General features: G+C 65.6%; 24 protein-coding genes and 1 pseudogene. 13 read left to right on the forward strand and 12 right to left on the reverse strand.

The window, feature by feature from the left end:
• Positions 1-73 precede the first annotated feature (73 nt).
• The 9 genes from BV82_RS05960 to tatA all read right to left on the reverse strand — a co-directional run bounded on the left by BV82_RS05960 (position 74) and on the right by tatA (position 10,710).
• Positions 74-2,098: an HET-C-related protein gene (locus BV82_RS05960; RefSeq protein ID WP_036994002.1), complete on the reverse strand. Its 2,025-nt coding sequence runs from the start codon at positions 2,096-2,098 to the stop codon at positions 74-76.
• Positions 2,099-2,290: 192 nt separating this feature from the next.
• Positions 2,291-3,958, reverse strand: coding sequence for an N-acetylglucosamine-specific PTS transporter subunit IIBC (gene nagE, locus BV82_RS05965; RefSeq protein WP_036994003.1), 1,668 nt, complete (start codon positions 3,956-3,958; stop codon positions 2,291-2,293).
• A gap of 12 nt (positions 3,959-3,970) precedes the next feature.
• Positions 3,971-6,511 (reverse strand): phosphoenolpyruvate--protein phosphotransferase, encoded by a 2,541-nt coding sequence (gene ptsP / locus BV82_RS05970; RefSeq protein ID WP_036994004.1) that lies wholly within the window; start codon positions 6,509-6,511, stop codon positions 3,971-3,973.
• Between the two features lie 19 nt (positions 6,512-6,530).
• Positions 6,531-7,553, reverse strand: coding sequence for an SIS domain-containing protein (locus BV82_RS05975; RefSeq protein WP_103143272.1), 1,023 nt, complete (start codon positions 7,551-7,553; stop codon positions 6,531-6,533).
• The gene (nagA, locus tag BV82_RS05980; protein WP_036994008.1) at positions 7,543-8,640 is read right to left on the reverse strand and encodes an N-acetylglucosamine-6-phosphate deacetylase; all 1,098 of its coding nucleotides are present in this window, start codon (positions 8,638-8,640) and stop codon (positions 7,543-7,545) included. Before nagA ends, BV82_RS05975 begins: the two co-directional genes overlap by 11 nt.
• A 10-nt stretch (positions 8,641-8,650) precedes the next feature.
• Complete coding sequence (locus BV82_RS05985) at positions 8,651-9,382, reverse strand: GntR family transcriptional regulator (protein ID WP_010220279.1); 732 nt, start codon at positions 9,380-9,382, stop codon at positions 8,651-8,653.
• Between the two features lie 70 nt (positions 9,383-9,452).
• The gene (tatC, locus tag BV82_RS05990) at positions 9,453-10,208 is read right to left on the reverse strand and encodes a twin-arginine translocase subunit TatC (protein ID WP_036994009.1); all 756 of its coding nucleotides are present in this window, start codon (positions 10,206-10,208) and stop codon (positions 9,453-9,455) included.
• On the reverse strand, positions 10,208-10,486 hold the full coding sequence (gene tatB, locus BV82_RS05995; protein WP_036994011.1) for a Sec-independent protein translocase protein TatB: 279 nt from the start codon (positions 10,484-10,486) through the stop codon (positions 10,208-10,210). Before tatB ends, tatC begins: the two co-directional genes overlap by 1 nt.
• Complete coding sequence (gene tatA, locus BV82_RS06000; RefSeq protein ID WP_010220276.1) at positions 10,486-10,710, reverse strand: twin-arginine translocase TatA/TatE family subunit; 225 nt, start codon at positions 10,708-10,710, stop codon at positions 10,486-10,488. The genes tatB and tatA overlap by 1 nt, the downstream gene beginning before the upstream one ends.
• A 143-nt stretch (positions 10,711-10,853) precedes the next feature.
• Between tatA and gspK the strand changes: the two genes are divergently transcribed.
• Positions 10,854-11,819: a type II secretion system minor pseudopilin GspK gene (gspK, locus tag BV82_RS06005; RefSeq protein WP_010220275.1), complete on the forward strand. Its 966-nt coding sequence runs from the start codon at positions 10,854-10,856 to the stop codon at positions 11,817-11,819.
• A gap of 39 nt (positions 11,820-11,858) precedes the next feature.
• Here gspK and BV82_RS06010 read toward each other — a convergent pair whose 3' ends face one another.
• Positions 11,859-13,907, reverse strand: coding sequence for a PhoX family protein (locus BV82_RS06010; protein WP_036994012.1), 2,049 nt, complete (start codon positions 13,905-13,907; stop codon positions 11,859-11,861).
• 236 nt (positions 13,908-14,143) lie between these two features.
• On the opposite strand from BV82_RS06010, the pseudogene BV82_RS06015 reads away from it, so the two are divergent.
• From BV82_RS06015 to gspN, 12 genes and pseudogenes are all read left to right on the forward strand, one after another.
• Positions 14,144-15,775, forward strand: a pseudogene (locus BV82_RS06015) (bifunctional UDP-sugar hydrolase/5'-nucleotidase).
• Complete coding sequence (locus tag BV82_RS06020; RefSeq protein ID WP_010220271.1) at positions 15,772-16,197, forward strand: pilus assembly protein PilZ; 426 nt, start codon at positions 15,772-15,774, stop codon at positions 16,195-16,197. The pseudogene BV82_RS06015 and the gene BV82_RS06020 overlap by 4 nt, the downstream one beginning before the upstream one ends.
• A gap of 3 nt (positions 16,198-16,200) precedes the next feature.
• Complete coding sequence (gene gspD, locus BV82_RS06025; RefSeq protein ID WP_036994279.1) at positions 16,201-18,153, forward strand: type II secretion system secretin GspD; 1,953 nt, start codon at positions 16,201-16,203, stop codon at positions 18,151-18,153.
• Positions 18,154-18,158: 5 nt separating this feature from the next.
• The gene (locus BV82_RS06030; protein ID WP_081839621.1) at positions 18,159-19,607 is read left to right on the forward strand and encodes a GspE/PulE family protein; all 1,449 of its coding nucleotides are present in this window, start codon (positions 18,159-18,161) and stop codon (positions 19,605-19,607) included.
• A gap of 3 nt (positions 19,608-19,610) precedes the next feature.
• Complete coding sequence (gspF, locus tag BV82_RS06035) at positions 19,611-20,813, forward strand: type II secretion system inner membrane protein GspF (RefSeq protein WP_036994016.1); 1,203 nt, start codon at positions 19,611-19,613, stop codon at positions 20,811-20,813.
• A 14-nt stretch (positions 20,814-20,827) separates the two neighbouring features.
• Positions 20,828-21,262: a type II secretion system major pseudopilin GspG gene (gene gspG / locus BV82_RS06040; protein ID WP_010220266.1), complete on the forward strand. Its 435-nt coding sequence runs from the start codon at positions 20,828-20,830 to the stop codon at positions 21,260-21,262.
• A 2-nt stretch (positions 21,263-21,264) separates the two neighbouring features.
• Positions 21,265-21,699, forward strand: coding sequence for a prepilin-type N-terminal cleavage/methylation domain-containing protein (locus tag BV82_RS06045; RefSeq protein ID WP_036994018.1), 435 nt, complete (start codon positions 21,265-21,267; stop codon positions 21,697-21,699).
• Entirely contained in the window at positions 21,696-22,064 is a 369-nt protein-coding gene (locus BV82_RS06050; protein WP_036994019.1) for a type II secretion system protein GspI, read from the forward strand. Before BV82_RS06045 ends, BV82_RS06050 begins: the two co-directional genes overlap by 4 nt.
• A complete protein-coding gene (locus BV82_RS06055; RefSeq protein WP_036994020.1) occupies positions 22,061-22,648 on the forward strand; it encodes a prepilin-type N-terminal cleavage/methylation domain-containing protein in 588 nt (195 codons plus the stop codon). Before BV82_RS06050 ends, BV82_RS06055 begins: the two co-directional genes overlap by 4 nt.
• The gene (locus BV82_RS06060; RefSeq protein WP_036994021.1) at positions 22,648-23,757 is read left to right on the forward strand and encodes a GspL/Epsl periplasmic domain-containing protein; all 1,110 of its coding nucleotides are present in this window, start codon (positions 22,648-22,650) and stop codon (positions 23,755-23,757) included. The genes BV82_RS06055 and BV82_RS06060 overlap by 1 nt, the downstream gene beginning before the upstream one ends.
• A complete protein-coding gene (gspM, locus tag BV82_RS06065) occupies positions 23,754-24,140 on the forward strand; it encodes a type II secretion system protein GspM (RefSeq protein ID WP_010220261.1) in 387 nt (128 codons plus the stop codon). Before BV82_RS06060 ends, gspM begins: the two co-directional genes overlap by 4 nt.
• Positions 24,137-24,784 carry a type II secretion system protein N gene (gene gspN / locus BV82_RS06070; RefSeq protein WP_051636698.1) on the forward strand — a complete coding sequence of 216 codons (648 nt, stop codon included), beginning with the start codon at positions 24,137-24,139 and terminating at the stop codon, positions 24,782-24,784. The genes gspM and gspN overlap by 4 nt, the downstream gene beginning before the upstream one ends.
• A gap of 6 nt (positions 24,785-24,790) precedes the next feature.
• On the opposite strand, the gene BV82_RS06075 is transcribed toward gspN, so the two are convergent.
• Both BV82_RS06075 and BV82_RS06080 read right to left on the reverse strand, forming a co-directional pair.
• A complete protein-coding gene (locus BV82_RS06075; protein WP_010220259.1) occupies positions 24,791-25,348 on the reverse strand; it encodes a L,D-transpeptidase family protein in 558 nt (185 codons plus the stop codon).
• Positions 25,349-25,369: 21 nt separating this feature from the next.
• A complete protein-coding gene (locus BV82_RS06080; RefSeq protein WP_036994022.1) occupies positions 25,370-25,924 on the reverse strand; it encodes an NUDIX hydrolase in 555 nt (184 codons plus the stop codon).
• Between the last annotated feature and the right edge of the window lie 85 nt (positions 25,925-26,009).

A 26,009-nucleotide genomic window follows, 5' to 3' on the forward strand; every position in this document is an offset into this window, starting at 1 on the left:
CCTTGACGCCTCGCTGCTACAAAACGACAAGCCCCGGCAGCCTCCTGCCGGGGCTTGTCGTTTTTACAGGCGCTTATCTGAACAACCCACGGATGCGCTCCCAGACGCTGGTGTCGATGTCCGGGTGCTCATGCCCGTGCGGCGTGTCGAACACGGAGGCTTTGCCGGCCCGCTTTATCTCTGCGCTGTGCTCGCTTGCCCATACGCTGACCAGTTCGTCCTGCCAGTCGCTGTCGTTGGGGTGGGTGAAGTAACTGCGTGCGACCTTTACCGGGTCGAGGAGCCGCCCGCCTTCCCAGTGCTTGTACATGGCAAGGCCCACGTTCCGTACCGCAACGCGCGCCATCAGACTGGCCAGGGTATGCAAGGGGTGGACGTCATGGTCCTTGGCGAGCTGGGAATGGGTCGGGTTGGTCGAACCGGATGTATTGGGGTTGTCTTTACGCAGGGTTTGCAGGTCGTCGACGGTGTTGCCGATCAGGTTGAGGACGGCCTGGTAGCCCATCTTCATCAGGTCCTGCGTATGGCGAATGGGCGAGCTGCTGATCCAGGAGACCCGCCTCAGCCCATTGAACCCGGGAATGTCCGCCAGGGCGTCGCGCACTTCCAGAGACGTCTGCAGATACGCCTGCCACTTCGGGTCGGGATGGTCGCGTAGCAGGATCAGCAGGGCGAGCTCCGAGTCCGCGCGCTGCCCGGGTGTGATGCTCTCGAAACTGCCGGAAGTCTTGAACAACACCTTCGCCATCGGCTCGGCCAGGCTGGCGATCACGTCGGTGCCGGCGAACATGCCCGTGACGACGGGCCAAGCGTGCCTGCAATCGGTTTTCCCGGTCCATGGCAACACCGCCTTGTGCCCCTGTTTGCGCAGGCTGAGTTCGGCGTAGTTGGAGTGAGCGAAGTAATCCTCCAGCACGTGCAGGGCCGCGCCAAACTCGCGCAGGCCTTTGGGGGTGGGGCCCGTTGCCATGGCATCGCGCAGGCGCTCGCACATGTAGTCGACCGAGGTGAAGATGTGGCGCTTCATGGAGGTTTTCGGGTCGACCTGAAGCAGCGGGTCGTCGTGGGCGACCGGCGCTTCGAAATCCGGGTCGATGGTGCGTGGGTCGAAGGTCGATGCGCTAGGGTTGTAGGGGTTGTCGATGTGTTCGCTCGGCCGATACACCCCAAGCATCTGCGGGGTGACCACATAGTGGCTGCGCTCCTGCGGTGTGCCTTGCAGGCTGGGGAAGGTCTTCAGCGCCAGCAGGTCGACGAGCTGTGTCAGGACCTCCCTTGAAAACTTGGCGGGGAAGTCTTTCGGCGCGTCGGGTGCGCGGACCAGCTTGGGGTCGAGCAACTGCGAATAGTCGCGCAACCAGTTGCCAAAGTAGATCGCCTTGCGTTGCTGTTCGTTGAAGCCTGCGTACTTGAGATCCTCCTCGATCGACCCGTGGCCCCAGGACCGCTCGGGATGCCGCTTGTCACCGCCCCCCGCAGAAAAGCCTTCGTGGCGGGCGTTGTGGCTATCGGCGCGTTGGGCATCCTCGCCCTGGCTCAGGCGGATGAAGCGTCGTAGCGCAGGGTGGTCCACCTGCAAGTGGGTATCTCGAACACCCGCGCACAGCCTGGCGACTGTCAGCTTGCCCGGCTCGAGGGGCGCGACGTTGCAGAACAGGTAGGCAAAGCGGGCACCCTCTTCGCCCTGGGCGTCTTCGGCGACGCTGGCACGGCCATCGGCCAGGCGAGGTGCGAAGTCCTGGCGCAGGACGTTGTCCAGGTGGTGGCCGAACTCGTGCAGCAGGATGGTGGCCAGCTCGCAGGCGGCCTGCGGTTGTCGCAGCGCGTTCTCGATCACCTCGGGGTGCAGGTGGATGATGCGGGTGGCATTGTCGTAGCTGGCTTTGCCTAACGCCTGTGGGCCGATCTGGTGGTCAGGGCTGGCCAGCGCGCCGTCGCGCAGTGCGTCGTGCAATCTTTGGTAGCAGGTCTCTGGCAGGTCGTCTCCGAATACCGGGGCGAGCATCGAGCGCAAGGCTTGCGGTGAAAGCGACTCGGCAATTTCGGTCAGTCGATCCAGCGCGAAGGTGGTTGTCAGGGTCGCGGGTGAAGAGGTCATGGCGGGGGCTCATCGAGGATGGAGCCCCCAGCATGCTAGCGCTCACGCTCCTGTTGGAGCGGGCAACGCCTCCCGCTGGGGCTGTCAGATTTTGTGTGGGTGGGCCGATAACGGCCTGCCATCCCGGTCTCGGGGAATACCCAGCCGCAGCGGGCCGTCACCGGTTAGCACCGTCTTGCCCCGCGATGCTTTTCAGCCCTGCAACGCCTGGCTCAAGGCAGCAGCACGCTTGCCCAGCAGCAAATGCCAGGTCCCGTCCGCCAGCGGACTGACCCCCTGGCACCCCAACGCCAGCAGGCGCTCGCGCACCACCTTGCGCGCATCCTTGAGCTCGACCCGCACCCGGGTCAGAGCCACGCAATCCACTTTCAACAAGTTGTCCTTGCCACCCAATGCACTCAGCCAGTCTTCAGCAGCCATGCTTTCGCTCGCCTCGGCTTTCACCTGCGGTTGCTCGACGACATTCGCCAGGGCATGGGGCAACTGGTTGCGGATCTCGTCGGCAATGGTGTCGGCCAGCGGCCCGACCACTACCTGCAGGCTGCCACCTGAACCCGGACGCACCACGGCCATGGCGCCGAGGGTTTTCAGCACGCCGTCCTGGGCCAGGCCACGGTCCTTGAGCAGCAGGCGCAGGCGCGTGGTGCAGGCGTCCACCGACAGCAGGTTGCCGGCACCGCCGAGGGCATCGATGTAGCGCGTGCCGCGTGGTGCGCTAGCGTCCTGGACTGGAGCTTCTTCGCTGGGCTGGTCTTCGCGGCCCGGGGTTTTCAGGTTGAAGTGGCGGATACAGAAGTCGAAAACGAAGTAGTACACCAGCGCATACAAAAGCCCTACCGGGAGCACCATCCAGCCGTTGGTCGAGCGGCCCCAGCCCAGGGCCATGTCGATGGCGCCACCGGAGAAGGTAAAGCCCAGACGGATATTGAGCAGGTCGCACAGGGCCATGGACAGCCCGGTGAGCACGGCATGGATCAGGAACAGCAAGGGCGCGAGGAACATGAAGGCGAATTCGATCGGCTCGGTAACGCCGGTCAGGGCCGAGGTCAGGGCCATCGACAGGAGGATGCCGCCAATCAGTTTGCGCCGCCCCGGCAGGGCATGACGGTACATGGCCAGGCAAGCGGCAGGCAGGCCGAAGATCATCATCGGGAACATCCCGGCCATGAACTGCCCGGCTTGCGGATCGCCGGCGAAGTAGCGGGTCAGGTCACCGGTTACAACCAAGCCGTTGGCGCCCTGGAAGCTGCCGAACACGAACCACACCAGGTTGTTGAGGATATGGTGCAGGCCAGTGACGATCAGCAGGCGGTTGAGCACGCCGAAGAAGAACGCGCCGATGCTGCCGCTGTCGAGCATCAGCTTGCCCAGGCTATTGATGCCATCCTGCACATGCGGCCAGATCAAACCGAACAGCAGGCCCAGGCCCACCGCCGACAAGCCGGTGGCAATCGGCACGAAACGCCGGCCACCGAAGAAGGCCAGGTACTCGGGCAGTTTGATGTCCTTGAAACGGTTGTACAGCGCACCACCCAGCAGTCCTACGATAATCCCGGCGAGCATGCCCATGTCGATGTGCGGGTCGATGACCTTGAGAGTCGAGACCAGTACCAGGTAACCGATGGCTCCGGCCAGGCCCGCCGTACCGTTGTTGTCGCGGGCAAAGCCGACGGCGATGCCGATGGCGAAAATCAGCGCCAGGTTGGCGAAGATCGCGTTGCCGGCATCGTGGATCAGGGCGATGTTCAACAGGTCGGTATCGCCCAGGCGCAGCAGCAGGCCGGCAATCGGCAGGATGGCGATGGGCAACATGAGGGCGCGGCCGAGCCGTTGCAGGCCCTGGATGAAGTGCTGGTACATGGTGCTCTCCGGTTATTGTTCTGTGCTAAGTGGGGAGTGGCGGTGGTGTAGCGGGCGTGCGGCGAAATCGCGGCAGGCCTGGCGCACGGCGCGGGCGCTGGACAGGCCCAGCAGCTGCTGGCTGAAGGTGCGGCATTCGCTGCTGTCGAGCTGGCGCACGCGCTCCTTGATCTCGCCGACCTGCGGGGCGCTGACCGACAGCTCGCTGACCCCGAGGCCAACCAGCACTGCGGTGGCCAGCGGCTCGGAGGCCAGGGCGCCGCACACCCCGACCCAGCGGCCATGGCGGGCGGCGCCCTGGCAGGTCAGGTCAATCAGGCGCAGCAGCGCCGGGTGCAGGGCGTCGACGCGGGCGGCCAGGCCCGCGTGGTCACGGTCCATGGCCAGGGTGTATTGGGACAGGTCGTTGGTGCCGATCGAGAAAAAATCGGCGTGTTCGGCCAGGCGCTCGGCGAGCAGGGCGGCGGCCGGAACTTCGATCATCACCCCAAGTTCGGCGCGCTGGTTGATGCCCAGTTCGCTGGTCAGGTGGTCCAGGCGCTGGCGGATTTCCAGCAGCTCATCGACCTCGCTGACCATCGGCAGCATGATCCGGCAGCGGCGCTGCGGGCTGACCTGCAGCAGGGCACGCAATTGCAGGTCGAGCAGTTCGGGGCGCACTTGGCCCAGGCGAATGCCGCGCAGACCGAGCACTGGGTTGGTTTCGTGGGGCAGGGGCAAGTAGTCCAGTTGCTTGTCGCCGCCGACATCGATGGTACGGATGATTACCGGACGATCGCCCATGGCATCCAGCACGGCCTGATAGGCGCCGCGCTGCTCTTGTTCATCCGGGGCGGTGTGACGGTCGACGAAGAGGAACTCGGTGCGTAACAGGCCGACGCCGTCAGCGCCCAGGCTCAGGGCCTGGGCAGCTTCGGCCGCCGAGGCGACATTGGCGGCGACTTCGATCAGGCGCCCGTCACGGGTCTGGGCGCTGCCCTGGGCGGCGGCTTGTTGCTGTTGGCGGCGTTGCTGCTGGTGCTGGCGAAGCTGCGCGACTTCGGCCAGGCGTTCGGCATCCGGTGCGGTTTCCAGTCGGGCCTGCTCGCCGTCCACCACCAGAACCTGGCCGGCTTGCAGGTTCAGCAGCTCCGGGCCCAGGGCAACCAGGCACGGCAGGCCACGGGCGCGGGCGAGGATGGCAACGTGCGAAGTGGCGCCCCCGGCGACCATGCACAGCCCGGCTACCGCGTGCTTGTCGAGCAGCAGCAGGTCCGAGGGCGTCAGTTCATGGGCGACGACAATCGCCGAGGGTGGCAACTCGAGCTCGCGGGTTTCGCCGAGCAGGGCGCGCAATACCCGTTGCTGCAAATCCTGCAGGTCGTTGGCGCGCTCGGCCAGCAGCGGCTTGTCGAGTGCCTTGAGGATTGCGCACTGGGTGTCGATGGCCTGGCTCCAGGCGTGGCTGGCGGCGCTGCCCTGGTCGATGCACTGGCGCGCGGCGTCGATCAGCGACGGATCGTCGAGCAGTGCCAGGTGCGCTTCGAAGATGGCCGCGGCATCGCCCTGTTGCAGGTGCTGCAGGTCAGCTTCAATGGCGGCCTTGACGCTGGCTAGCGCGGCGTTCAGGGCTTGATGCTGCGGGCCGGGTTGATGGCCGCCGGAGTCGTGCGGCAGGCGAATGGCATCCAGGCGCGCCAACGGACCGCTGGCCAGGCCAGGTGATGCGCATACACCATTGAGAATGCCGGGCTCCAGGTTGGCGACGGGTTTGGCCTGGACGCTGACGGCAGGGCCGGCATGCTGTTCACCGACGGTCGCTGTGGCGACTGCCGCCAACAAGGCGTGCAAGGCTGGCGTACTGTCGGCACCGCTGCAGACGATTTCGACTTCATCCTGCTCACCCACCCCCAGTCCCATGATCGCCACCAGGCTGTTGAGCGCGGCGACCTGGCCGTTGAAGTGCAGTTCGGCGTGGCTGGCGAAACCTTGGGCGGTCTGGCGCAGTAATGCTGCAGGGCGCGCATGCAGGCCGCCGTGATGGGCTACCTTGGTGCTACCGCGCACTGTCTCACCTGCGCTGGCAGCTTTGACTGCGCCGACGCCAGCGTTGGGAATGACATCCAGCAATGGCGCACCCAGGGCCACCGAACGGGTCGTGCGCGGCAGCAATCGGTATTCGCTGCTATTGCTCAGGATTATGACGGTGATCAGGCTGGTGCAGTGTTGTGCGACCAGGTCCAGGTCAAAACGAATCAGCGGCTGAGCCCGTTCGACGCGCTCGCCATTGGCCACCAGCGCTTCGAAGCCGCGGCCCTGCAACTGCACGGTATCAAGGCCGATGTGCATAAGGATCTCGGCGCCGTTGTCGGCACGTAGGGTCAGCGCGTGCAGGGTTTTCGCCAGGTGGATGACGGTGCCGGCGCAGGGGGCCTGCAAGCAGTCGTTGAGCGGGTCGATGGCGATGCCGTTGCCCAGGGTGCCGCCAGCGAACACCGGGTCGGGCACCTGGTCCAGTGGCAACAGCGGGCCTTCGAGGGGGGCATGGAGGGTGATGTTCTTGTTGTTGGGCATACGCAAGGTCCTCGGTGCCTCAGTGAGTTCGGGTCACTTTGCTCAAGTGACGGGGCTGATCCGGGTCCATGCCACGTGCCTCGGCCAGGCCTGCAGCCATGACATAGAAGCTCTGGATCGCCAGCAACGGATCAAGGCCCGGGTGGGCGGCGCTGCTCAAGGTCAGGTTGCGCCGGGGGACGTCCGCCGGCGCCGCCAGCAGCACCGTGGCGCCGCGCTGGCGCATGTCTTCGGCCAGTTGCAACAGGCCCGCCTGCTCCACGCCACGAGGCGCCAATACCAGCAACGGGTAATGGGCATCGATCAGTGCCATCGGGCCGTGACGCACTTCGGCGCTGCTGAAGGCTTCGGCCTGGATTGCCGAGGTTTCCTTGAACTTGAGTGCTGCTTCCTGGGCGACGGCAAACCCGGCGCCCCGGCCGATGACCATCAGCCGCTGGCAATCGCGCAGTTGCTCGATGGCCAGGCTCCAGTCCTGTTCTGCCGCTTCACGCAGTTGCCCGGGCAGGGCGAGGCCGGCTTCGAGCAGCGCCGGGTCTTGCTGCCAGTGGGCGATCAGACGGGCGCTGGCGCTGAGGGTGGCGATAAAGCTCTTGGTCGCGGCAACGCTCAACTCGGGGCCGGCACACAGCGGCAGGTGGTACTGGCAGGCATGCTCTAGTGGTGAGTCCTCGGCGTTAACCAGCGCCAGGGTGGTGGCGCCGCGCTCGCGCAGGGTGCGCAGGCTGTTGACCAGGTCCGGGCTCTGGCCCGACTGGGAGAAGCCCAGGGCCACTTGGCCGCGCACCTGCAGGGGCGAGTTCTGCAGGGTCACCACCGACATCGGCAGCGAGGCCACCGGCAGGCCAAGCTGCTGCATGGTCAGGTAGGCAAAGTAACTGGCGGCGTGGTCCGAGCTGCCACGGGCGACCGTCAGGGCTACCTGCGGCGCGAGGCTACGCAGCTGTTCGGCGACGCTGGCAATACGCGCGTCGCAGCGCTGCAACTGGGTCTGCACAACGGTGGCAGAGGCCAGGGCTTCGGCAAGCATCTTAGAGCTCAAGGTGTTCTCCTTCGACCATTACGCCGATCAGGTTGAGGTTGCGATCCAGGGTCACGGCGTCGGCCCAGCTACCGGGCTGCAGGCGCCCGCGCGCTTGCAGGCCGAGGTAGTCGGCGGGAAACTGCGACAGGCGCTGGGAGGCTTCGGCCAGGGGCAGGCCGATCTTCACCAGGTTGCGCAGGGCCTGGTCCATGGTCAGGGTGCTGCCGGCCAGGGTGCCGTCGGGCAAGCGCACGCCGCCCAGGCATTTGGTCACGGTGTGGCTGCCAAGCTTGTACTCGCCATCGGGCATGCCCGCGGCGGCGGTGGAGTCGGTTACGCAGTACAGGCAGGGGATCGAGCGCAGGGCCACACGGATGGCGCCGGGGTGCACATGCAGCAGGTCGGGAATCAGCTCGGCAAAGCGTGCGTGAGCCAGGGCTGCGCCGACGATGCCTGGTTCGCGGTGGTGCAGCGGGCTCATGGCGTTATACAGGTGGGTAAAACTGGTGGCGCCGGCTTCCAGGGCCGCCACGCCTTCTTCGTAGCTGCCCAGGGTGTGGCCGATCTGCAGGCGCACGCCGCGTTCGCTCAAGGTGCGGATCAACGGCAGGTGGCCGGCGACTTCCGGGGCGATGGTGATGACCTTGATCGGAGCCAGGGCCATATAGGCGTCGACCTCTTCGAGCAGCCCCAGGTGAGCGAAGTTCGGCTGCGCGCCGAGTTTGCCGGGGTTGATGTACGGGCCTTCCAGATGCACGCCGAGGACCCGGGCGCCGTCGCTGCGCGGCTGGCGAACGTACTCACCGAGGGCCGCGAGCACCTGGGTCAGCTCTTCCTTCGGCGCGGTCATGGTGGTGGCCAGCAACGACGTGGTGCCGAAGCGCACGTGGGTACGGGCGATGGTGGCGAACGCCGCGGCGCCTTCCATGATGTCGCTGCCACCGCCGCCGTGCACGTGCAAGTCGATGAAACCCGGCAGCAGGTAGGGCAGATCGTTGCTCTGCGGGTCGCACGGCTGGCCGTCGATGGCGGCGACGCGGCCGTCACGCAGCAACAGGCGTCCGCGTACCCAGCCCGTCGGGGTGAGTATGTTGTGTTCGCTCATGGGGGCTCCGCTAGCGTCGCAGCTCGGCGACAAAGTCGTAGTAGTCGTCCCGGCAGTAGGTGTCGGTCAGTTCGATGGGGGTGTTGTCGTCGAGGTAGCCGACCCGGGTCATCAGCAGCATGGCGGTGCCGGGCTCGATGCCGACCCGCGCCGCCAGCTCGGCGCTGGCATTGATCGCGCGAATGTGTTGCAGGGCGCGCACCACCGGCTTGCCGATCTGGTCGAGGTACTGGTACAGCGAATCGCCGATAGCTTCCGGGTTGCCCAGCAAGTGCGCGGGCAGGGTGCTGTATTCGACGGCCATGACGATGTCATCGGCCTTGCGCAGGCGCTTGAGGTGTACCACCTGTTCGTTGGGCGACAGGCCCAGGCGCACCAGCTCATCGGCCGACGGCGCGTCGACGCTGCGCTCCAGCCACTGCGAGCTTGGGGTAAAGCCCTTCAGGCGGAGCATTTCGCTGAAGCTCGACAGGCGTGAGAGCGGTTGTTCCAGGCGCGGGGTGATGAACGTACCAGAGCCCTGGATGCGGCGGATCAAGCCTTGTTCGAGCAGCACTTCCAGGGCCTTGCGCGCGGTAACCCGGGAGATGTCCAGGGCTTCGCTGAGGCTTCTTTCCGAAGGCAGGGCCTGTTCGGCTTTCCACTGCCCGGCGTGGATGGCCTGTTCCAGATTGCGCGCCAACTGAAGGTAAAGCGGGGTGGCCAGGGTGTCGTCGGGGCGCAGGGCGGTCAACGGAGGCATGGCGGTGGCTTCAGGTGGCGAGTGGTATTAAAAATTTAATACCACTTGAATACCACGTCAATACCACTTGTCAGTTGTTGCAGGCGATTTCCTGGTTGCCCTTGCGCTCGACCGCAGCACAGGCCAGTAATCCGACTTCAAACAATATCCACATCGGCACCGCCAATAGGGTTTGCGAGAACACATCCGGCGGGGTCAGCAGCATGCCAACCACGAAACAACCGACGATCACATAGGGGCGGCTTTTGCGCAGGGTACCGACGTCGGTGACCCCGGCCCAGACGATGATGAAGGTCGCCACCGGGATTTCGAACGCCAGGCCGAAGGCCAGGAACAGGGCGAGGATGAAGTCCAGGTACAGGCCGATGTCGGTCATCATCGCCACGCCATCCGGGGTGACGCTGGCAAAGAAGCCGAACATCATCGGGAAGACCACGAAGAAGGCGAAGGCCATGCCCGAGTAGAACAGCACGATGCTCGACACCAGCAACGGCAGGGCGATGCGCCGTTCCTGGCGGTACATCGCCGGGGCAATGAAGCTCCAGGCCTGGTGCAACAGCACCGGCATGGCCACGAACAGCGCCGCCATCAGAGTCAGTTTGAACGGCGCGAGAAACGGCGAGGTGACGCTGGTGGCGATCATGCTCGCGCCTTCGGGCAGGTAATGGCGCAGCGGTTCCGAGACCTGGGTATACAGGGTCTGGGCAAACGGGAACAGGCCGAGGAATACCACGGCGATGGCCAGCAGGCAGCGCACCAGGCGCCTGCGCAGTTCGCGCAGGTGAGCGGTGAGCGGCATGCCCGGGTCTTGGCTTGCTGTGTTCATCAGGGGTTTCCGCTGGTTGGGCTGTGGTCCGGCTGCAGGCTGACGCCGCGGCGCAGGTCCTGCTCAAGGCGCTGCAACGCCACGGCATCGAGTTCCTGGCTCAAGGCCTGGGTGTCCAGTTCGCGGTCGACCTGGGCCTTGATCGCGGCCATGGTGCGCTTGGCCTGGCCCAGGCCGCGGCCCAGGGTGCGCGCCGCCGTCGGCAGGCGCTCGGGGCCGAGCACCAGTAAAGCGACGATGCCCACCAGCAGCAGCTCGGTAAAACCGACTTCGAACATCAGCGCTGGCGTTCCGTGTGCTGCACGCTGTCTGCCTGCAGCGGCGCCTGGGGTTTGACCGGGCTTACGGCTTCGTCCGTGGCCGGGCCGTTGCCCATGGATTTGCGAAAACCCTGGATCGCATCACCGACGTCCGCACCCAGGCCCTTGAGGCGCTTGGTGCCGAACAGCATGAAGACGATCACCAAAACGATGAGCAACTGCCAGATCCCGATACCACCCATGAAAAACGCTCCAAGCTCATGAAAAAGAAGGCCTTATCCTGCCTGCGCTTTGTGACGCAAAAGTGACGTGCAGATGTATTTGCCATGTGCCTGCAACATCCGTTGTGTTGACTGACGGCTCATTGGTTCGGGATGTGCAGTTCATGAGTGCGAAGCGGCAACAAGGGGCGGCGCTGTTGATGGTGCTGGTGGTGCTGGCGATGCTCGCAGGCGGCCTGACCTGGCTGGTGCAGGACGGCCGTCAGCAGATCGACAGCGTGCGCCTGGTGCAGCAACGGGTGCAGGCCAGGGCCATGGAAACCGCCGGCCTGGCCTTTGCCGAGCAGGCGCTGAAAGACCCGGCCTGGCGCGCCAGCCCGCTGTTCTGGCAAGCGCTGCGCGGGCAGCCGTTGTCTTATGCCTTTGCCGGCGGTTCGGCGGCCTTGCGCATCCGCGACCTGCACAGCTGCTTCAACGTCAACGCGCTGATTGGCGAAGAGAGCGAACGTGCCGCGCGGCAATTGCGCTACCTGCTTGGCGATGACATGGCCGCGCAACGCTTGACCGATGCCCTGGCCGACTGGATCGACAGCGACGGCCAAGCCCGACTCAGCGGCGCCGAGAGCGACCAGTACCTGCGCCAGTCACCTGCGCGCCTGGCGGCCAACCAGATGATGGTCGACATGAGTGAACTGAACCTTTTGCTTGAGCCCGATGCCAGCCGGCAGCAACGCTATCCGCAGTTGTGCGTCTTGCCTCAGACCAGCGGCTGGCGCCTTAACGCCAATGCCTTGAGTCTGGAGCAGTTGCCATTGCTTGAAGCGCTGTACGAAGGCGAGGTGTCGCGTTCGCTGCTGACCCGGATTATCACTGGCCGGCCTGCTGGCGGTTATCACGATGCAGGGGCGTTGCGCCAGGCACTGGGGGCGATGGACGACGCAACATTCGCGCGGTTGAGCGAAGGCTTGTTGCTTAACAGCGGTGACTTTGCCTTGCAACTGGAGTTCGAACAGGACGGGCAGAAGATGCGCAGCGAGTTTCAGCTGCGGGCACGAGGGATCGTGCAATGGCACGCGCTGGTGCCGGCCCAGCAGGTGCAGGTGATCAGCCGTACAGCGCAGCCTTGGTAAGGGCTGCGCTGCGCTGCGCTTAGGTTACCCGCTCTGGAGTTACACGCCGATCTCACCGCCATCGGCACGCTGGATCACCACGGTCGATGCCCGTGGGCGCACCTTGGTGCCGGCCGGGGTAACGGTGGTGGCAACATCGGTGGACGGCCAGTTGTCCGGGTGCTGGATGTTGACGAAGATCGACTTGTTGTCCGGCGTGAAGGCAATGCCGGTGACTTCGCAGCCGTTGGGGCCGACGAAGAAGCGACGCAGGTCGACCTGGTTCTGGGCGTTGACCGGGACCTGCTTGCCAGCGGCATTCACCAGGTCGGTAGGGATCACCGCCAGCATCTGGTCGTTGGTGTAGTCGGTCAGGGTTTTTTCGCCGTTGTCGGTCTGGAACCAGAGGATGCCGCGGCTATCGAAACTCATGCCGTCGGGGCTGGCGAACTGGTTGAGTTCGGTCAGGCCCGAGCGGTTGATGTCGGCGGTACCGGCGGCGTTGGCACCAAACACGAAGATGTCCCAGGTGAAACTCAGGTGATTGTCGCTGTCGTGCCAGCGGATGATATGACCATGGCGGTTCGGCCCGCGCGGGTTGGCGGCATCGACCTTGGCGGCGGTGCGCGCGCTGTTGTTGGTCAGGGTCAGGTAGACGTCGCCATTGAGCGGGTTGACCGTGGTCCATTCCGGGCGGTCCATCGGCGTTGCGCCCAGCGCGTCGGCAGCGCCGCGGGTGTTGAGGATAATGCCCGGCAGGTCGCCGTAGATCGAACCCAGGGTCTTGCCGCTGCTGGTCGGGGTGTTGACGTCGAGCAGCAACCACACCCCTGAGCCGTCGGCATTGAAGCGGGCGACATACAGCTTGCCCTGGTCCATGTACTTGTTGCCGGTGGCCAGGCGGTCGGCCGGGGTGGCATCGGCCGCTTCCCACAGCGCGGTGGAGACGAACTTGTACAAATATTCGTTGTTCGAGTCGTCGCCCATGTACCAGACCAGCGGCTTGCCCACTACCGGCAGGCCCGGGCAGCAGCCTTCATGGCGGAAACGGCCGAGCGCCGTGCGTTTCACCGCCAGGGTGCTGGCGTTGTACGGGTCGATCTCGACAATGTAGCCGTAGGTGCTGGCCTCGTTACGGAAGTCGTCGGTGGCGCTGGCGCCGCTCGGGGTGACGTTGAAGCGGCTGAATTCGCCATCCACTTCGGTCGGATCGCCCGCCACGCTTTCCCACTTGTAGTTACCGGCCTTGGTGCTTACGCCGATGCGCTTCTGGTCGGCCGGCAGGGGGGTGCTGGTGTTGACGAAAATCCCCGGCCAGTTCTCTTCGCAGGTCAGGTAGGTGCCCCACGGGGTGTAGCCGTTGCCGCAGTTGTTGTTGGTGCCGCGGGCCTGGGTGCCGCTCTTCGAGAAGCGCGTCTTGACGTGGTCGCTGCCGCGCAGGGGGCCGGCGATGTTCATCACCGTGGCGGTAGTGAAGCGGCGGTTCAGTGGGTCATTGTCGACCACCTGCCAGCGGCCGCTGACTTTCTTCAGGCGGATCACCCCGGCGCCGTGGGCGTTGATCTCCTTGCGTACTTCCTCGACCGGACGCTTGCCGCTGCCGTCGCTGGTCGGGCCGTTGGGGTGCAGGGCGTCGGCGTCGATGTACTCGTGGTTGATCGCCAGCAGACCGTCTTCGGAGCTGCCGTTGATGGGGAAGAAATGCATGCCGTCATGGTGCATGCCCACCGAGTTGGCCTGGTCGGCGGCGGTGTTGCTGCCGTCGGCTTTCCACGGGTTGGCGCTGGTGTTCAGCGGTGTGCCCCAGGGCGCCAGGACATAGGCGGTGTAACCGGCGGCGACCACGCAGGCGTCAGTGCGCGAGCCGGGGATGGAGGTAAAGCCCAGTTTCAGTTTCGGCGGGGTTGGCGGCTCGACCACCGGATCGTCGTCATCCGAATCACTGCTGTCAAAGCAGCCCGTCAGGCCAGTCCCGGCAATCATCGCGATCGCGGCGCCCAGGCCACCGCGTACCACGCTGCGGCGGCTCAGGTAAGACTCCAGAACGCTGTCCATGGGCAGGTTGCCACTTGGGTTGCGGTTCAGGTTGTCGCCGGTGTCTCGACTCATCAGTTCAGTTCCTTTTGTTCAATGATGCGGCGTGAAAGAAACCGGGACTTTAGTGAGCAAGTGTGATGATTGATTGGCAGTTTTGTTAAAAGGCGTTGAAGAAATAAATCGTTACCACCTGATTTGCCTGAGGTTTTGCCTGGGCTGTCGATTAACTGCCATCAAACTGTAATCCAGGCGCCCCAATATCCCGGCCCGACAACCAACAAGCGCGAAGGCGACGGGACAGGCTGAACATGCACAGACGGGAAGTGTTGAACTGGATTGGCGTTGGCGCTGCGGCGCCGCTGCTCACGGCCTGTGCGGGTCTGGGCGGGACGTCGACCGGCAACGATGCTTGGCTGGATGTGCTGTATTTCGCCGACACCCTCGACGCCCGCCAGGCGGGCAAACCGGTGGTCCCGGCCACGCGCCTGGGGCCGGTGACCCACCTGGGCCAGGCACCCTGGATGACCGGCGCCAGCGCCCGCCAGGCGCGAGCCGAACTCAACCCGCTGCTCGATGCCAACCTGGCCGATGGCGTGCGCACCGGTGGCTATGCGGTGCTGGCGGCTGTGCTGGAGCAACTGCGCCAAACCGCCGGGGCCGGGAACTGCCTGACCCTGGAGAACGGCCAGGGCTGGAACGGCAGTGGCCTGGCCTACCTGACCCAGGGTGGCAGTGGTGTTGAAGGCAGCCAATTGCTGGCCAGCGACGTGCGCGTCAGCAGCGATGAGCGGGTGCTCTGGCCGCAGCGTTGCAGCGGGCTTTATCGGCAATATGGGTAGGCTGTGCTGGGCGCAGGTCTTGCCCCGGAGCAGTCCGCTGCGCTGGGTGTTACGCCGTTGACGGTCATTCGCCGTGGCGGGGTACGGGTTGCAGTGGTCGGCATCACCGACCCCTATGCCCAGGACCAGAAAGCCTCGCTCAAACAGTGGTACCAATCGCTGTTGCCGGCCTTCGAGCAGGCCCGCGGCCAAGCCGAACTGGTGATCGCCCTGGCCGATGTCGGCACCGGCCCGGGCTTGTGGCTGGCCGAGCGTTTGAGCGACGCCGACCTGTTGCTCTGCGCCCGTGGCCAGGACTTCTGGCCCGAACCGGTCAGCGTGCTGCAAGCCAGTGGCAAGCGGGTGCCAGTGCTGTTTGCCGGCAGCCGGGCCAGCGGCGCCTTTCAAGTCCGCTGCCAACGCGCTGGCGGGCAATGGCAGTTCAGCGCTCACTTTCACCCAGCTTTCGACAGCAGCCTGACGCCCACCGCCCAGGCCCGTGCGGCGCAGTTGCGTGGGCTGTTGGCGCAGCAACGCGCCGGTCACGCCGCCTGGCTCGATCAACCCCTGGCCCGGGCACCGCAGGCACTGTGGCGCCGCGATACGCGTGGCGGCAGTTGGGACCGCGTGCTGCATCAAGCGCTGTCGGCCGACAGCGACTACCCGGTGCTGTTGCCAGGCCTGCGTTACGACAGCCCCCTGGCCGCCGGCCAGGCCATCACTCGCGAACACCTGATCAGCCTGACCGGCAGCTACCCGGCGCCGGTGGTCGAAGCGCCCGCCCGGCAAGTCGAACAGGTATTGGAAAACGCCGCCGAGCAACTGTTTGGCGACCCGCTGTTACTCGACAACAGCCAGGACCTGCCGCGCTGGCTGGGCCAGCCCTGGCAGCTCAGCTACAGCCCGAGCGGCAAGCGCGTGTCCGGTTTCAGCGAAGTGCAAGGACAGTGCCGCACCTTCGGCCTGCAGTACGCCTCCAGCAGCGGCGAGCCACTGTGGCAACGGGTCGAAGCCTGGCTGTCGAAACAGCCAGCCGACTGGCAACTGTCGGCATTGCAATTGCCGCAGCTGCGCTATGTCCAGGGCCATCCCGGCTGGCATCCGCGTGAGTTGAACGCGTGATCAGCGTCTCGCGCCTGTTCAGCGGCGCACTGCTGACCCTGGCCGCCTGGCTCGCCGCCCAGTGCGTGCTGCAGCTCAGCCGGGCACCTGTGCCGGCAGTGGCCCAGGTACAGGACGCTACGCCATTGCCGGGCCTGATGCTCGGCCACTGGCAGGCCGAGGCCGACAGCGGCGGCGTGCCGCTGACCCGTTTACCGCTGCAGTACCTGGGCGGCCTCAGGGCCGTGCCGCTGAGCGCCACCGTAGTGGTGCTGCGTTACGGCCAGGCCACGCGCACCGTGCGCCGTGGCCAGCGCCTGGCCCCGGGCATCGTCCTTGAGAGCATCGACGACCAGGGCCTGATTTTCGACAACCAGGGGCGGCGCGAACGCCTGCCCTGGCCGCCACGGCCCGCCGTGACCGGCTTCAAGCGCCAAGGATGAATGATGATCGCAAGACTCTGCCTGGCCAGCGTGCTGAGCCTGGGCCTCAACCTGGCATGGGCCGAAGAGCCGGTGGCGCTGGATGACAACGAGACGCCGTTGTACGAAGTCAATTTCGTCGACACCGAACTGAGCGAGTTCATCGACAGTGTTTCGCAGATCACCGGCACCACCTTCATCGTCGATCCGCGGGTCAAGGGCAAGGTCACTGTGCGCACCGTCGATCGTCACGACAGCGAAGCGATCTACGACATCTTCCTGGCCCAGCTGCGGGCCCAGGGTTTTGCCGCCGTCGACCTGCCCAACGGCAGCGTCAAGATCGTCCCCGACCAGGCTGCACGGCTTGAGCCGGTACCGGTGGAGCGCGCGGGCAAATCGGCGCAAGGCAGCGACGGTGTCGCCACCCGGGTGTTCAATGTGCGCAATGCCGCCAGCGAGCAACTGCTGGGGATTCTCAAGCCGCTGATCGATCCACGGGTTGGGGTGATCACTCCGTATCCGGCGGCCAACCTGTTGGTGATCACCGACTGGCGCAGCAACCTGGAGCGCATCGACAGCCTGTTGCTGCAGCTCGACCAGGTCAGTGACGAACCGATGCAGGTGATGCCGCTGCAACATGCCAGCGCCAACGACACCAGCAAGTTGATCAGCCAGTTGCTGGCCCGCGAGCAGGGCGCCGACAGCGCCCAGGTGGTGGCCGATCCGCGCAGCAATGCCTTGCTGGTGCGCGGCAGTGCCGACAGCCGTGAGCGGGTGCGGGCCTTGCTCGCGCAACTGGATCGCCCCGGCGATAACCTGCGCAGTTCCAACACCCAGGTGATCTACCTGCGTCACGCCAACGCCAGCGAAGTGGTCAAGGTGCTGCGTAGCCTCAGCCAGGACAGCCTGCCAGCCGGAACGGGCGAAGGTGGCAAGGATGACAAGGCGCTGCCGCCAGTGAGCAGCTCGGGTATCCGCCTGGAGTACGAAGAAGGCACCAACGCCGTGGTCATGGTCGGCCCCGACAGTGAGCTGGCGGCCTATCGCAACATCGTCGAGCAACTGGATGTGCGCCGGGCGCAGGTGGTGGTCGAGGCGATCATTGCCGAAGTCTCGGATTCACGCGCCGAAGAGCTGGGCGTGCAGTGGCTGTTCGCCGATGAGCACTTCGGCGCCGGCACGGTCAATTTCGGCACCGGCGGCGCGAGTATCGCCGCCATCGCGGGCGCCGCCGCAGCCAAGGACAATGCCGCACTGGGCAAGCTGCTGTCCGGGACCAACGGCCTGACCGCAGGCTTTGGCAACTTCGGCGGCGGCTTCAACTTCGCCGTGCTGGTCAACGCGCTGAAAAGCAAAAGCGGTTTCAACCTGCTGTCGACCCCCACCTTGCTGACCCTGGACAACGCCGAGGCTTCGATCCTGGTTGGCCAGGAGGTGCCCTTCGTCACCGGCTCCGTGACCCAGGACAACACCAACCCCTACCAAACCATTGAGCGCAAGGAGGTCGGGGTCAAGCTGCGCATCAAGCCACAGATCAACATCGACAACACCGTGCGCCTGGATATTGTCCAGGAGGTCTCCTCGATTGCCGACAATGCCTCGGCCAGCGACGTGATTACCAACAAGCGCGAGATCAAGACCAAGGTCATGGTCGAGGACAACGGCCTGGTGATCCTCGGCGGCCTGATCAGTGACGAGGTCACGTCGAGCAAACAGAAGGTGCCGTTGCTCGGCGATATTCCCTGGCTGGGGCGGCTGTTCAGCTCCTCCGGGCACCAGGGCGTGAAACAGAACCTGATGGTGTTCATTCGCCCGCGGATCCTGCGTGACGGCCCGAGCCTGGCCAGCCTGAGCACCGAGAAGTACCGCAACCTGCAACAGGACACCGCCCTCAAGCTGCCGGCCATCAGTGACGACGGCAAGCTGTTGCAGGCCTTCCCGGCCAGCCGCCAGCGCCTGGATGAGGGTGTCTGGTGATGGAACTGTTGCCCTATCGCCTGGCCCGCCAGGCCGGCCTTGCCGTGGCGCCTTCGGCGACTGGCTGGAGCTTGTGGCTGCGCAGTGATGCCGATAGCGATCAATTGCAGGAACTGCTGCGCGTACAGGGCCAACCGGATCAGGTCTGCCACCTGGACAGCGCCAGTTTCGACAGCCAGCTGGGGCAGCTGTACCAGGCCGGCGAAGGCGCCACCGCAGCGCTGATCGAAGGCATCGGCGAGCAGGTCGACCTCGACGGCCTGATGAGCGAAATGCCGCGCATTGAAGACCTGCTCGAAAGCGATGACGAAGCGCCGGTAATCCGCCTGATCAATGGCCTGTTTGCCCAGGCCCTGCGCTTGCAGGCATCGGACATTCATATCGAGACCTTCGAGCAGAGCCTGGTGGTGCGCCTGCGCGTCGACGGTCATTTGCGCGAAGTGCTGCGCCCACCGCGAGCGCTGTCGGCGATGCTGGTGTCGCGGATCAAGGTCATGGCCCGGCTGGACATCGCCGAGAAGCGCCAGCCCCAGGATGGCCGTATCACCCTGCGCTCGGCTGGGCGTGAAGTGGACGTGCGGGTGTCGACCCTGCCGGGCATCCATGGCGAGCGGGTGGTGATGCGTGTGCTCGACAAGCAGGCCAGCTTGCTGGCGCTGGCCAACCTCGGTATGCCGCAGGCCGTGGAGCAGGGCTTGCGCGCTTGCCTGGCGCGGCCCAATGGCATCGTCCTGAGCACCGGGCCGACCGGCTCGGGTAAAACCACCACCCTCTACGCCAGCCTCAACAGCCTCAACGACGGCAGCCGCAATATCCTCACCGTCGAGGACCCGGTCGAATACGCCATTGCCGGTATCGGCCAGACCGCAATCAACCCGCGCGCCGGGCTGACCTTTGCCACCGGCCTGCGGGCGATCCTGCGCCAGGACCCGGACGTGATCATGCTCGGCGAGATCCGCGACCGCGAGACCGCGCAGATCGCCGTGCAGGCCAGCCTTACCGGCCACCTGGTACTTTCGACCCTGCACACCAACAGCGCCGTCGGCGCGGTGACGCGTCTGCGCGACATGGGCATCGAGCCGTTCCTGATTGCCTCGTGCCTGCGCGGGGTCATGGCCCAGCGTCTGGTCCGGCGTCTGTGCCCGTGTGCCCGAGCGCAGCCCTTACAGGCGGCCGAGCGGCAGCTGTGGCCGGAGCTGGCCGAGTTGAGTGAGACATTTCATGCCGTGGGTTGCGAGCAGTGCCAGGGCTCGGGCTATCGTGGTCGGCTCGGCCTTTATGAATTCATCGAACTGGACGCCGGCTTGATCGCCTTGCTCTACGACGGCGCCAGCGAAGTGGCCATGCACGAACACCTGGCCGGGCGTCGGCAGAGCCTGGCCGGCATGGCCAGCGAGTGCCTGCGCCGCGGCGACACCAGCCTCGCCGAAGTGCTGCGCGCGGTGCAGGGCTGAGCCATGCCGACCTTTCGCTACCAGGCAGTGGACCTCAGCGGGCGGGCGCACAAGGCCAGTATCCAGGCCGACAGCGAGCGCCATGCCCGCCAGTTATTGCGTGAGCAGGGGTTGTTCACCCGGCAGTTGCAACGCCACGAAACCGGCAACGCCCAGCCGCGACGCCAGCGCGTCAACCGCGCCCAGTTGTGTGAACTGACCCGGCAACTGGCGACCCTGACCGGCGCCGGCATTCCCCTGGTGGATGCCCTGGCGACCCTGGAGCGGCAACTGGTGGAGCCGGCCTTGCGCAATTTGCTGGTGGCGGTGCGCGGTTCGCTCGCCGAAGGCCTTAGCCTGGCCCGCAGCCTGGCGCGCCAGGGGGGCTTGTTTTCCGGTTTGTATTGCGCGCTGGTCGAAGCTGGCGAGCGCTCCGGGCGCCTGGCCCAGGTGCTGGAACGGCTGGCCGAACACCTGGAGCAGGTCCAGCGCCAGCAGCACAAGGCACGTACGGCACTGATCTACCCCTGTGTGCTGATGGGCGTGTCGCTGGCGGTGGTGGTTGGCCTGATGACTTTCGTGGTGCCCAAGCTCACTGAACAGTTTGCCCACTCGGGGCAGAGCCTGCCGTGGATCACCTCGCTGCTGATCGGCATCAGCGACCTGCTGGTGCTGCTCGGCCCGTGGTTGCTGATCGGCGGGGCGCTGGCGGCCCTGCTCGGCGCCTGGCTGTTGCGCCGCCCGCACTGGCGTTTGCGCCGCGACGACCTGCTGCTGCGCCTGCCACGGATCGGCAACCTGCTGGCGGTGCTGGAGAGCGCGCGCCTGTCGCGCAGCCTGACGATTCTGGCCGGCAGCGGCGTACCGTTGCTCGAAGCCCTGCAAGTGGCCACGGCCACGGTCAACAACCGGCGCATTCACCTGGCCCTGCAACGGGTCAGCACTGATGTGCAGGGCGGGGTCAGCCTGCACCGGGCGCTGGATGCCAGCGGCCACTTCCCGCCGTTGCTGCTGAACATGGTCGCCAGTGGCGAGGCCAGCGGCACGCTACCGGACATGCTCGAACGGGTCGCCGACAACCAGGAGCGCGGCTTCGCCCGCCAGGTGGACAGCGCCATGGCGCTGTTCGAACCGCTGATGATTCTGGTCATGGGCGCGGTGGTGTTGTTCATCGTCCTCGCCGTGCTGTTGCCGATCATGCAGCTCAACCAGGGCCTGACACTTTGAAAAGGAGCAAGACCATGCACAGCCCACGCGCGCGTCAGCGCGGTTTCACCCTGATGGAAATCATGGTGGTGATCTTCATCATCGGCCTGTTGATCGCCGTGGTCGCCCCCAGCGTGCTCGGCAGCCAGGACAAGGCCATGAAGCAGAAGGTCATGGCCGACCTGTCGACCCTGGAGCAGGCGCTGGACATGTACCGCCTCGACAACCTGCGTTTCCCGTCGGCCGAGCAAGGCCTGTCGGCGTTGGTCAGCAAACCGACGCTAGAGCCGCTGCCACGCGCCTGGCGCGCCGACGGTTACATCCGCCGCCTGCCGCAAGACCCGTGGGGCACGGCGTATCAGTACCGTGCCCCCGGCCAGCACGGGCGCATCGACATTTACTCGCTGGGCGCCGATGGTGTCGAGGGCGGCGAAGGCATCGATGCCGACCTGGGTAACTGGGAACTCTAGGCATGCGCGCCGAGCGTGGTTTTACCCTGCTGGAAATGCTTGTGGTGCTGCTGATTGCCGGGCTGATGAGCACCTTGAGCATTGCCTGGCTCGACAGCGGCAAGGCGCCGGTGCACCAGGCCCTTGAGCGCCTGGCCAGTGCCAGTCGCCAGCAGGCGGAGCTGGCGCTGCATGGCGGGGAGATTCGTGGCCTGCGCTGGAATGGCAGCCGTCCCGAATTTGTCCGCCTGATCGATGAGCGTTGGCAGACCGAGCCCGTTGCCTTGGGCGACTGGCCGCCAGTTTTGCAAGCCGACTGGCCAGCCAGCCGCGAGCCACGCCTGGTGTTCACCCCCTCCGGTGTTGCCCGCAGTGCTGCCTTGAACTGGCATTGGCCGGAGGGGGCCCAGCGTTGGCAGTGGAACGGCGCCGGCCAGTTGCACAGGGCACCGCGGTGAGGCGCGCACAGCGAGGTTTCACCCTGCTGGAGGTGACCGTGGCCTTAGGGATTGCCGCAGCCTTGGCCATCATGACCAGCCAGGTGCTGCGCCAGCGCCTGGCGGTGCAGCAGAGCGTGCAGCAACACCGCCTGGGCGTGTTCTGTGCCCGGGAGCTGCAGGCGCGTTTTGCCGTCGAGCAGTACTGGCCGATGGACAACAGTGTTGGCGGGCAATTGCAGCAGGGCGATGGCCTCTGTCATTGGCAGCTGCAACTGACGTCCACGGGCGTGCGCAACCTGCGCCGTGGCGAGTTGCGCCTGTTTACCGACCGTGACGGGCGCGACCCCCTTGGCCAGTACCGCATCTTCCTGGTGCGCCCATGAAGCGCCGTCAGCAGGGCCTGACCTTGCTCGAACTGCTGGTGGCCCTGGCCCTGACTGCTGTGCTGGGGGTCTTGCTGGCAGCGCTGGTCAATGCCTGGGTGGGTGTGCGCGAACGCCTGCAACAACCTGCCCAGGCCTCGCCGGTACTGAATTTTTGCCTGGCCCTGGAGCGGCGCTTCGACTCGACGGTGTTGCGTCAGCTCTACGAGCAGCGCCTGCCTCTGGCAATCAATTGGCTGGACTGGCAACCCGCCGCCTTGCAACTGCACTGGGTGGCCCGCAGTGCCTGGCCGCAAGCTGAAGGCGGTTCACGCGTGCAGCGCCAGCGCCTCAGTTACGACCCACGCGGCCAACGCCTGCTGCTGGAAACCTCCGCCGACCTGTATGCGGTGGGGAAACCGCAGTGGCATGAGCGCGATCAGCTCGATCAGGTTGCGGCGCCGAGCTTCTCCTTTTTTCACTCGGGCCGCTGGCTGGCCTTTCCTTCTGCCGAGCGATCCGCCCCGGATCGCGGCATACGGCTTGAGTTCAAGCGTGATGGAGCACCTTATGTCTGTACCTTCGCCCTGCCGGAGGCGCCCTGATGAAATGGCTTGAGCGCTGGCAATCTCCACGCGCGAGCAACTGGCTGCTGCTACGGCCTGGCCTTGGGCACGCGCCCTGGAGCTGGCTGCGCCTGGCAGACGGCAGGCGCGAAGCCGGCGAGGGACCGCCACCCAGCCCTGACGGCGCTTGCGTGGCGCTGGTCCTGCCGGGCAACCAGTGCAGCCATTGCCAGCTTGCGGCGCCACCGGGGCTCAAGCGTGACGAGTGGCCGCTGCTGCTTGAAGAGCGTTTGCTGCAGCCCGCCGAGTCCATCCGTTGTGGCTGTGTGTCGCGCCAGGGCAATCAGCTGGAGCTGGTCAGCGTCGATCAGGCGCTGCTCGGCCAGTGGTTGGCCCAGTGTACGGACTGGGGGCTAGTCGTGGAGCGTTGCTGGGCCGAGTTTCAGTTGATGGCGGATACGCCGGCAGGCACGGCCCTGTGCTGGCAGCGCAGCCCTGATCTGTTGTTGCTCAAGGGCGTAACCGAACAGTCCCGACAGCACTGGCTGGCTTGGCCGACCTTGCTCGGGCCGAACCTGCCGGCACCTTGGCCGGGCCTGCAACGCGAACAGTTCGAGGGTGCCTGGCCACCCCGACTGGTCGCGCTGGAGCGTTTGCCCAGCCTGTTTGACCTGCGCCCGGCACGTGAGCTGCGGCTGCGGCTTCCAATGGCCCCCGGGCAATGGCGACTGATTGGCGCGTGCGCGCTACTGGGCCTGCTCTGGAGTGGCTTGTGGCTGACCCAGCAATGGCGCCAGAGCGAGGTCTACAAGGCGCAGGTGGTCGCCGTGACCGGGCCGCTCACTTCACCGCGGCAGGCCGCCCAGGTCCTCAAGCGCCTGCGTCAGGCCGAGGAAGATCGCCAACTGCGCCTGCGCCAGATCGAGCAGCTGCAGGCGGCGTTGCAGCAATGGCTGCAAGCGCAGCCTGCCTGGCACATAACCGCCACCGGCTTCGACGGGCAACGCTGGACGCTGCGCCTTCGTGGCGATCAGCCGCCTGCGGCCGCGACCTGGGAGGCCATCGCCAAGCAGGTCGGTGTGCTGGTTGAAGTCGTCGGTGGCGAAGATCAATTGCAACTGGTCTTCGACCTGGGAGCGGTGTCATGAGTGAGTGGATACAGCGCCGCTGGTTACTGCCGGCCGCCTGGGCAACGGTCGCGTTGTTACTGCTGACCCTGGTGATGCGCGAAGGCATGGCCCGCTGGCAGGCCGCGCAGCAGTGGCAGGCGCTGGCGCGGTCGGCGGCCAGCGTGCCGGTCGACGCGCGCTTCAGTGTCGAGCAACTGCAACAATCAGCCCAGGCAAACAGCATCGTCCTCAACCAGGTACTGGCGGAAAATCACAGCTGGCAGATCAAGGGCCGCGCAGCCGATGAGCAAGGTTTGCAGCGCTGGTTACTGGCCGTGCAGGGCGAAGGCCTGCGCCCGCTGCGCTGGTCACTGGAGCAGGCTGAGTCCGCCATGACCTTCGAGCTGGAGTTGCAACAATGAAGCGCATCGGCTGGTTCAGCCTGGTGTTCTTGGTGAGCGTGTTGGCCGGGTTACCGGCGAACTGGTTGCTCGCGCCCATGGCCGCCCAGGGTGTCTCCGGCAGCCTCTGGCAAGGCCAGGCTCAGCGACTGGGGCAGGTGGGGCCGCTTGCCTGGCACTGGCAGCCCTGGCGTTTGCAGGCGCAGGTCAACCTCGGGTTTCAGGGGCAGGACTGGCAGCTCAAGGTGGCTGGCTGGCCGTGGAACTGGACCGCCGCTGTCGAGCCGTTGCAGCGCACGTTGGCAATGCCTTTGTCCTATCGCCTGACGGGCGAGTGGACAGGCCGGATCGAAGTGCAGGGTAGCGGTCGGCAGTGCCAGGGCAGCCAGGGTGAGATCGCTGGCCACAACCTGGCACTGGTTGCGCCATGGTCAGTGCCGTTGGGCGCCACCCGGGTGCGGGTTGATTGCTCGGTCGGCATGCACCTGTTGGCGCAGTTGCAGTTGCAGGGGCAGCATCAGTTCGAACTGGACGCCGACCTGCGCCAGCGCCGCGGGCGTTTGCAAGGCGCTGTCGAACCCGGCGCAACCTTGGCCCCGGTGCTGCTCAGCGCCCAGTGGCTCAAGCCCGATGATTCGAGGCTGAGCCGCAGGCTCAAATGGTGACGGAGCTCAGGGCCGGATTTCGATCATGGTGCCGTCCGGCACCATGTTCCACACCTCGCGCATGTCGCGGTTGGTCATGGCGATGCAGCCTTCGGTCCAGTCCAGGGTGTGGAACACCTCTTCCGGGTACTCCTCGCTCAGGGGCGTGCCGTGGATCATGATCATGCCGCCTGGCGGGACGCCTTCACGACGGGCGCGGGCGGCGTCGCTGATGTTCGGGTAGGACACATGCATGGCCAGGTTGTAGCGATCGCTCTGCTTGCGCCAATCGATCCAGTAGAAACCTTCGGGGGTGCGCTTGTCGCCTTCCTGCACCTTGGCGCCCTTGGGCTGCTTGCCCAGGGAGATGCGGTAGGTCTTCAGCGGCGCGCCGTCACTGATGAGCTGCAGGCGGCGTTCGGACTTGATCACCAGGATCTTGTCGATCATCGCAGGCTTCGGCTGTTGCGGTTGCAGTGGCGAAGGCGCGGTCTTGTCGACCGGCCGGGTAATGATGGTTTCGGTGAAACCCGCCTGGGACATCGAAGCCACACTGAGGCAGAAAAGGGCAAGCAACCAGCGCATGAAACGATATCCCTGAAAATGCTAGGTGTTGGGTGACAAGACGAGCATGGGCGAAAGGCATTCGTTGCCAATCGGGAAGCGTTGCTCGATGCGGTCACGATAATAGCATTCTAGGGTACGACTGACGGTGCGGAAAGCCAGCTCGTCCCAGGGGATTTCACTTTCGTCGAAAAGCCGCACTTCCAGGCTCTCGACGCCGACGGCGAAGTCCAGGTCGGCGAGTTCGGCGCGAAAGAACACGTGCACCTGGTTGATGTGCGGCAGGTCGAACAGCTGATACAGGCTCATGGTCCCGACCCGGGCGCAGGCTTCTTCGATGGTTTCCCGGCGGGCGGCCTGGTCCATGGTTTCACCGTTCTCCATGAAACCGGCCGGCAAGGTCCAGTAACCACGGCGCGGTTCGATGGCGCGGCGGCACAACAGCACCTGGCTGCCCCAGATCGGCAGCACCCCGGCGACGATATTGGGGTTCTGGTAATGAATGGCCTTGCAGTGATCGCAGACAAAACGCAGGCGGGTATCGCCCTCGGGAATACACTGAATCACCGGATTGCCGCACGCGCTGCAGAATTTCATGCTTTTATTCCTGTTAGGTGCGCCTATCTTGGCGCCACTGTCACCGCCGCCGCAAGCCGGATCGTCGTCGGGGCTTGGGCGGTTC

The organism is Pseudomonas donghuensis (assembly GCF_000696345.2).
GTDB lineage: Bacteria > Pseudomonadota > Gammaproteobacteria > Pseudomonadales > Pseudomonadaceae > Aquipseudomonas > Aquipseudomonas donghuensis.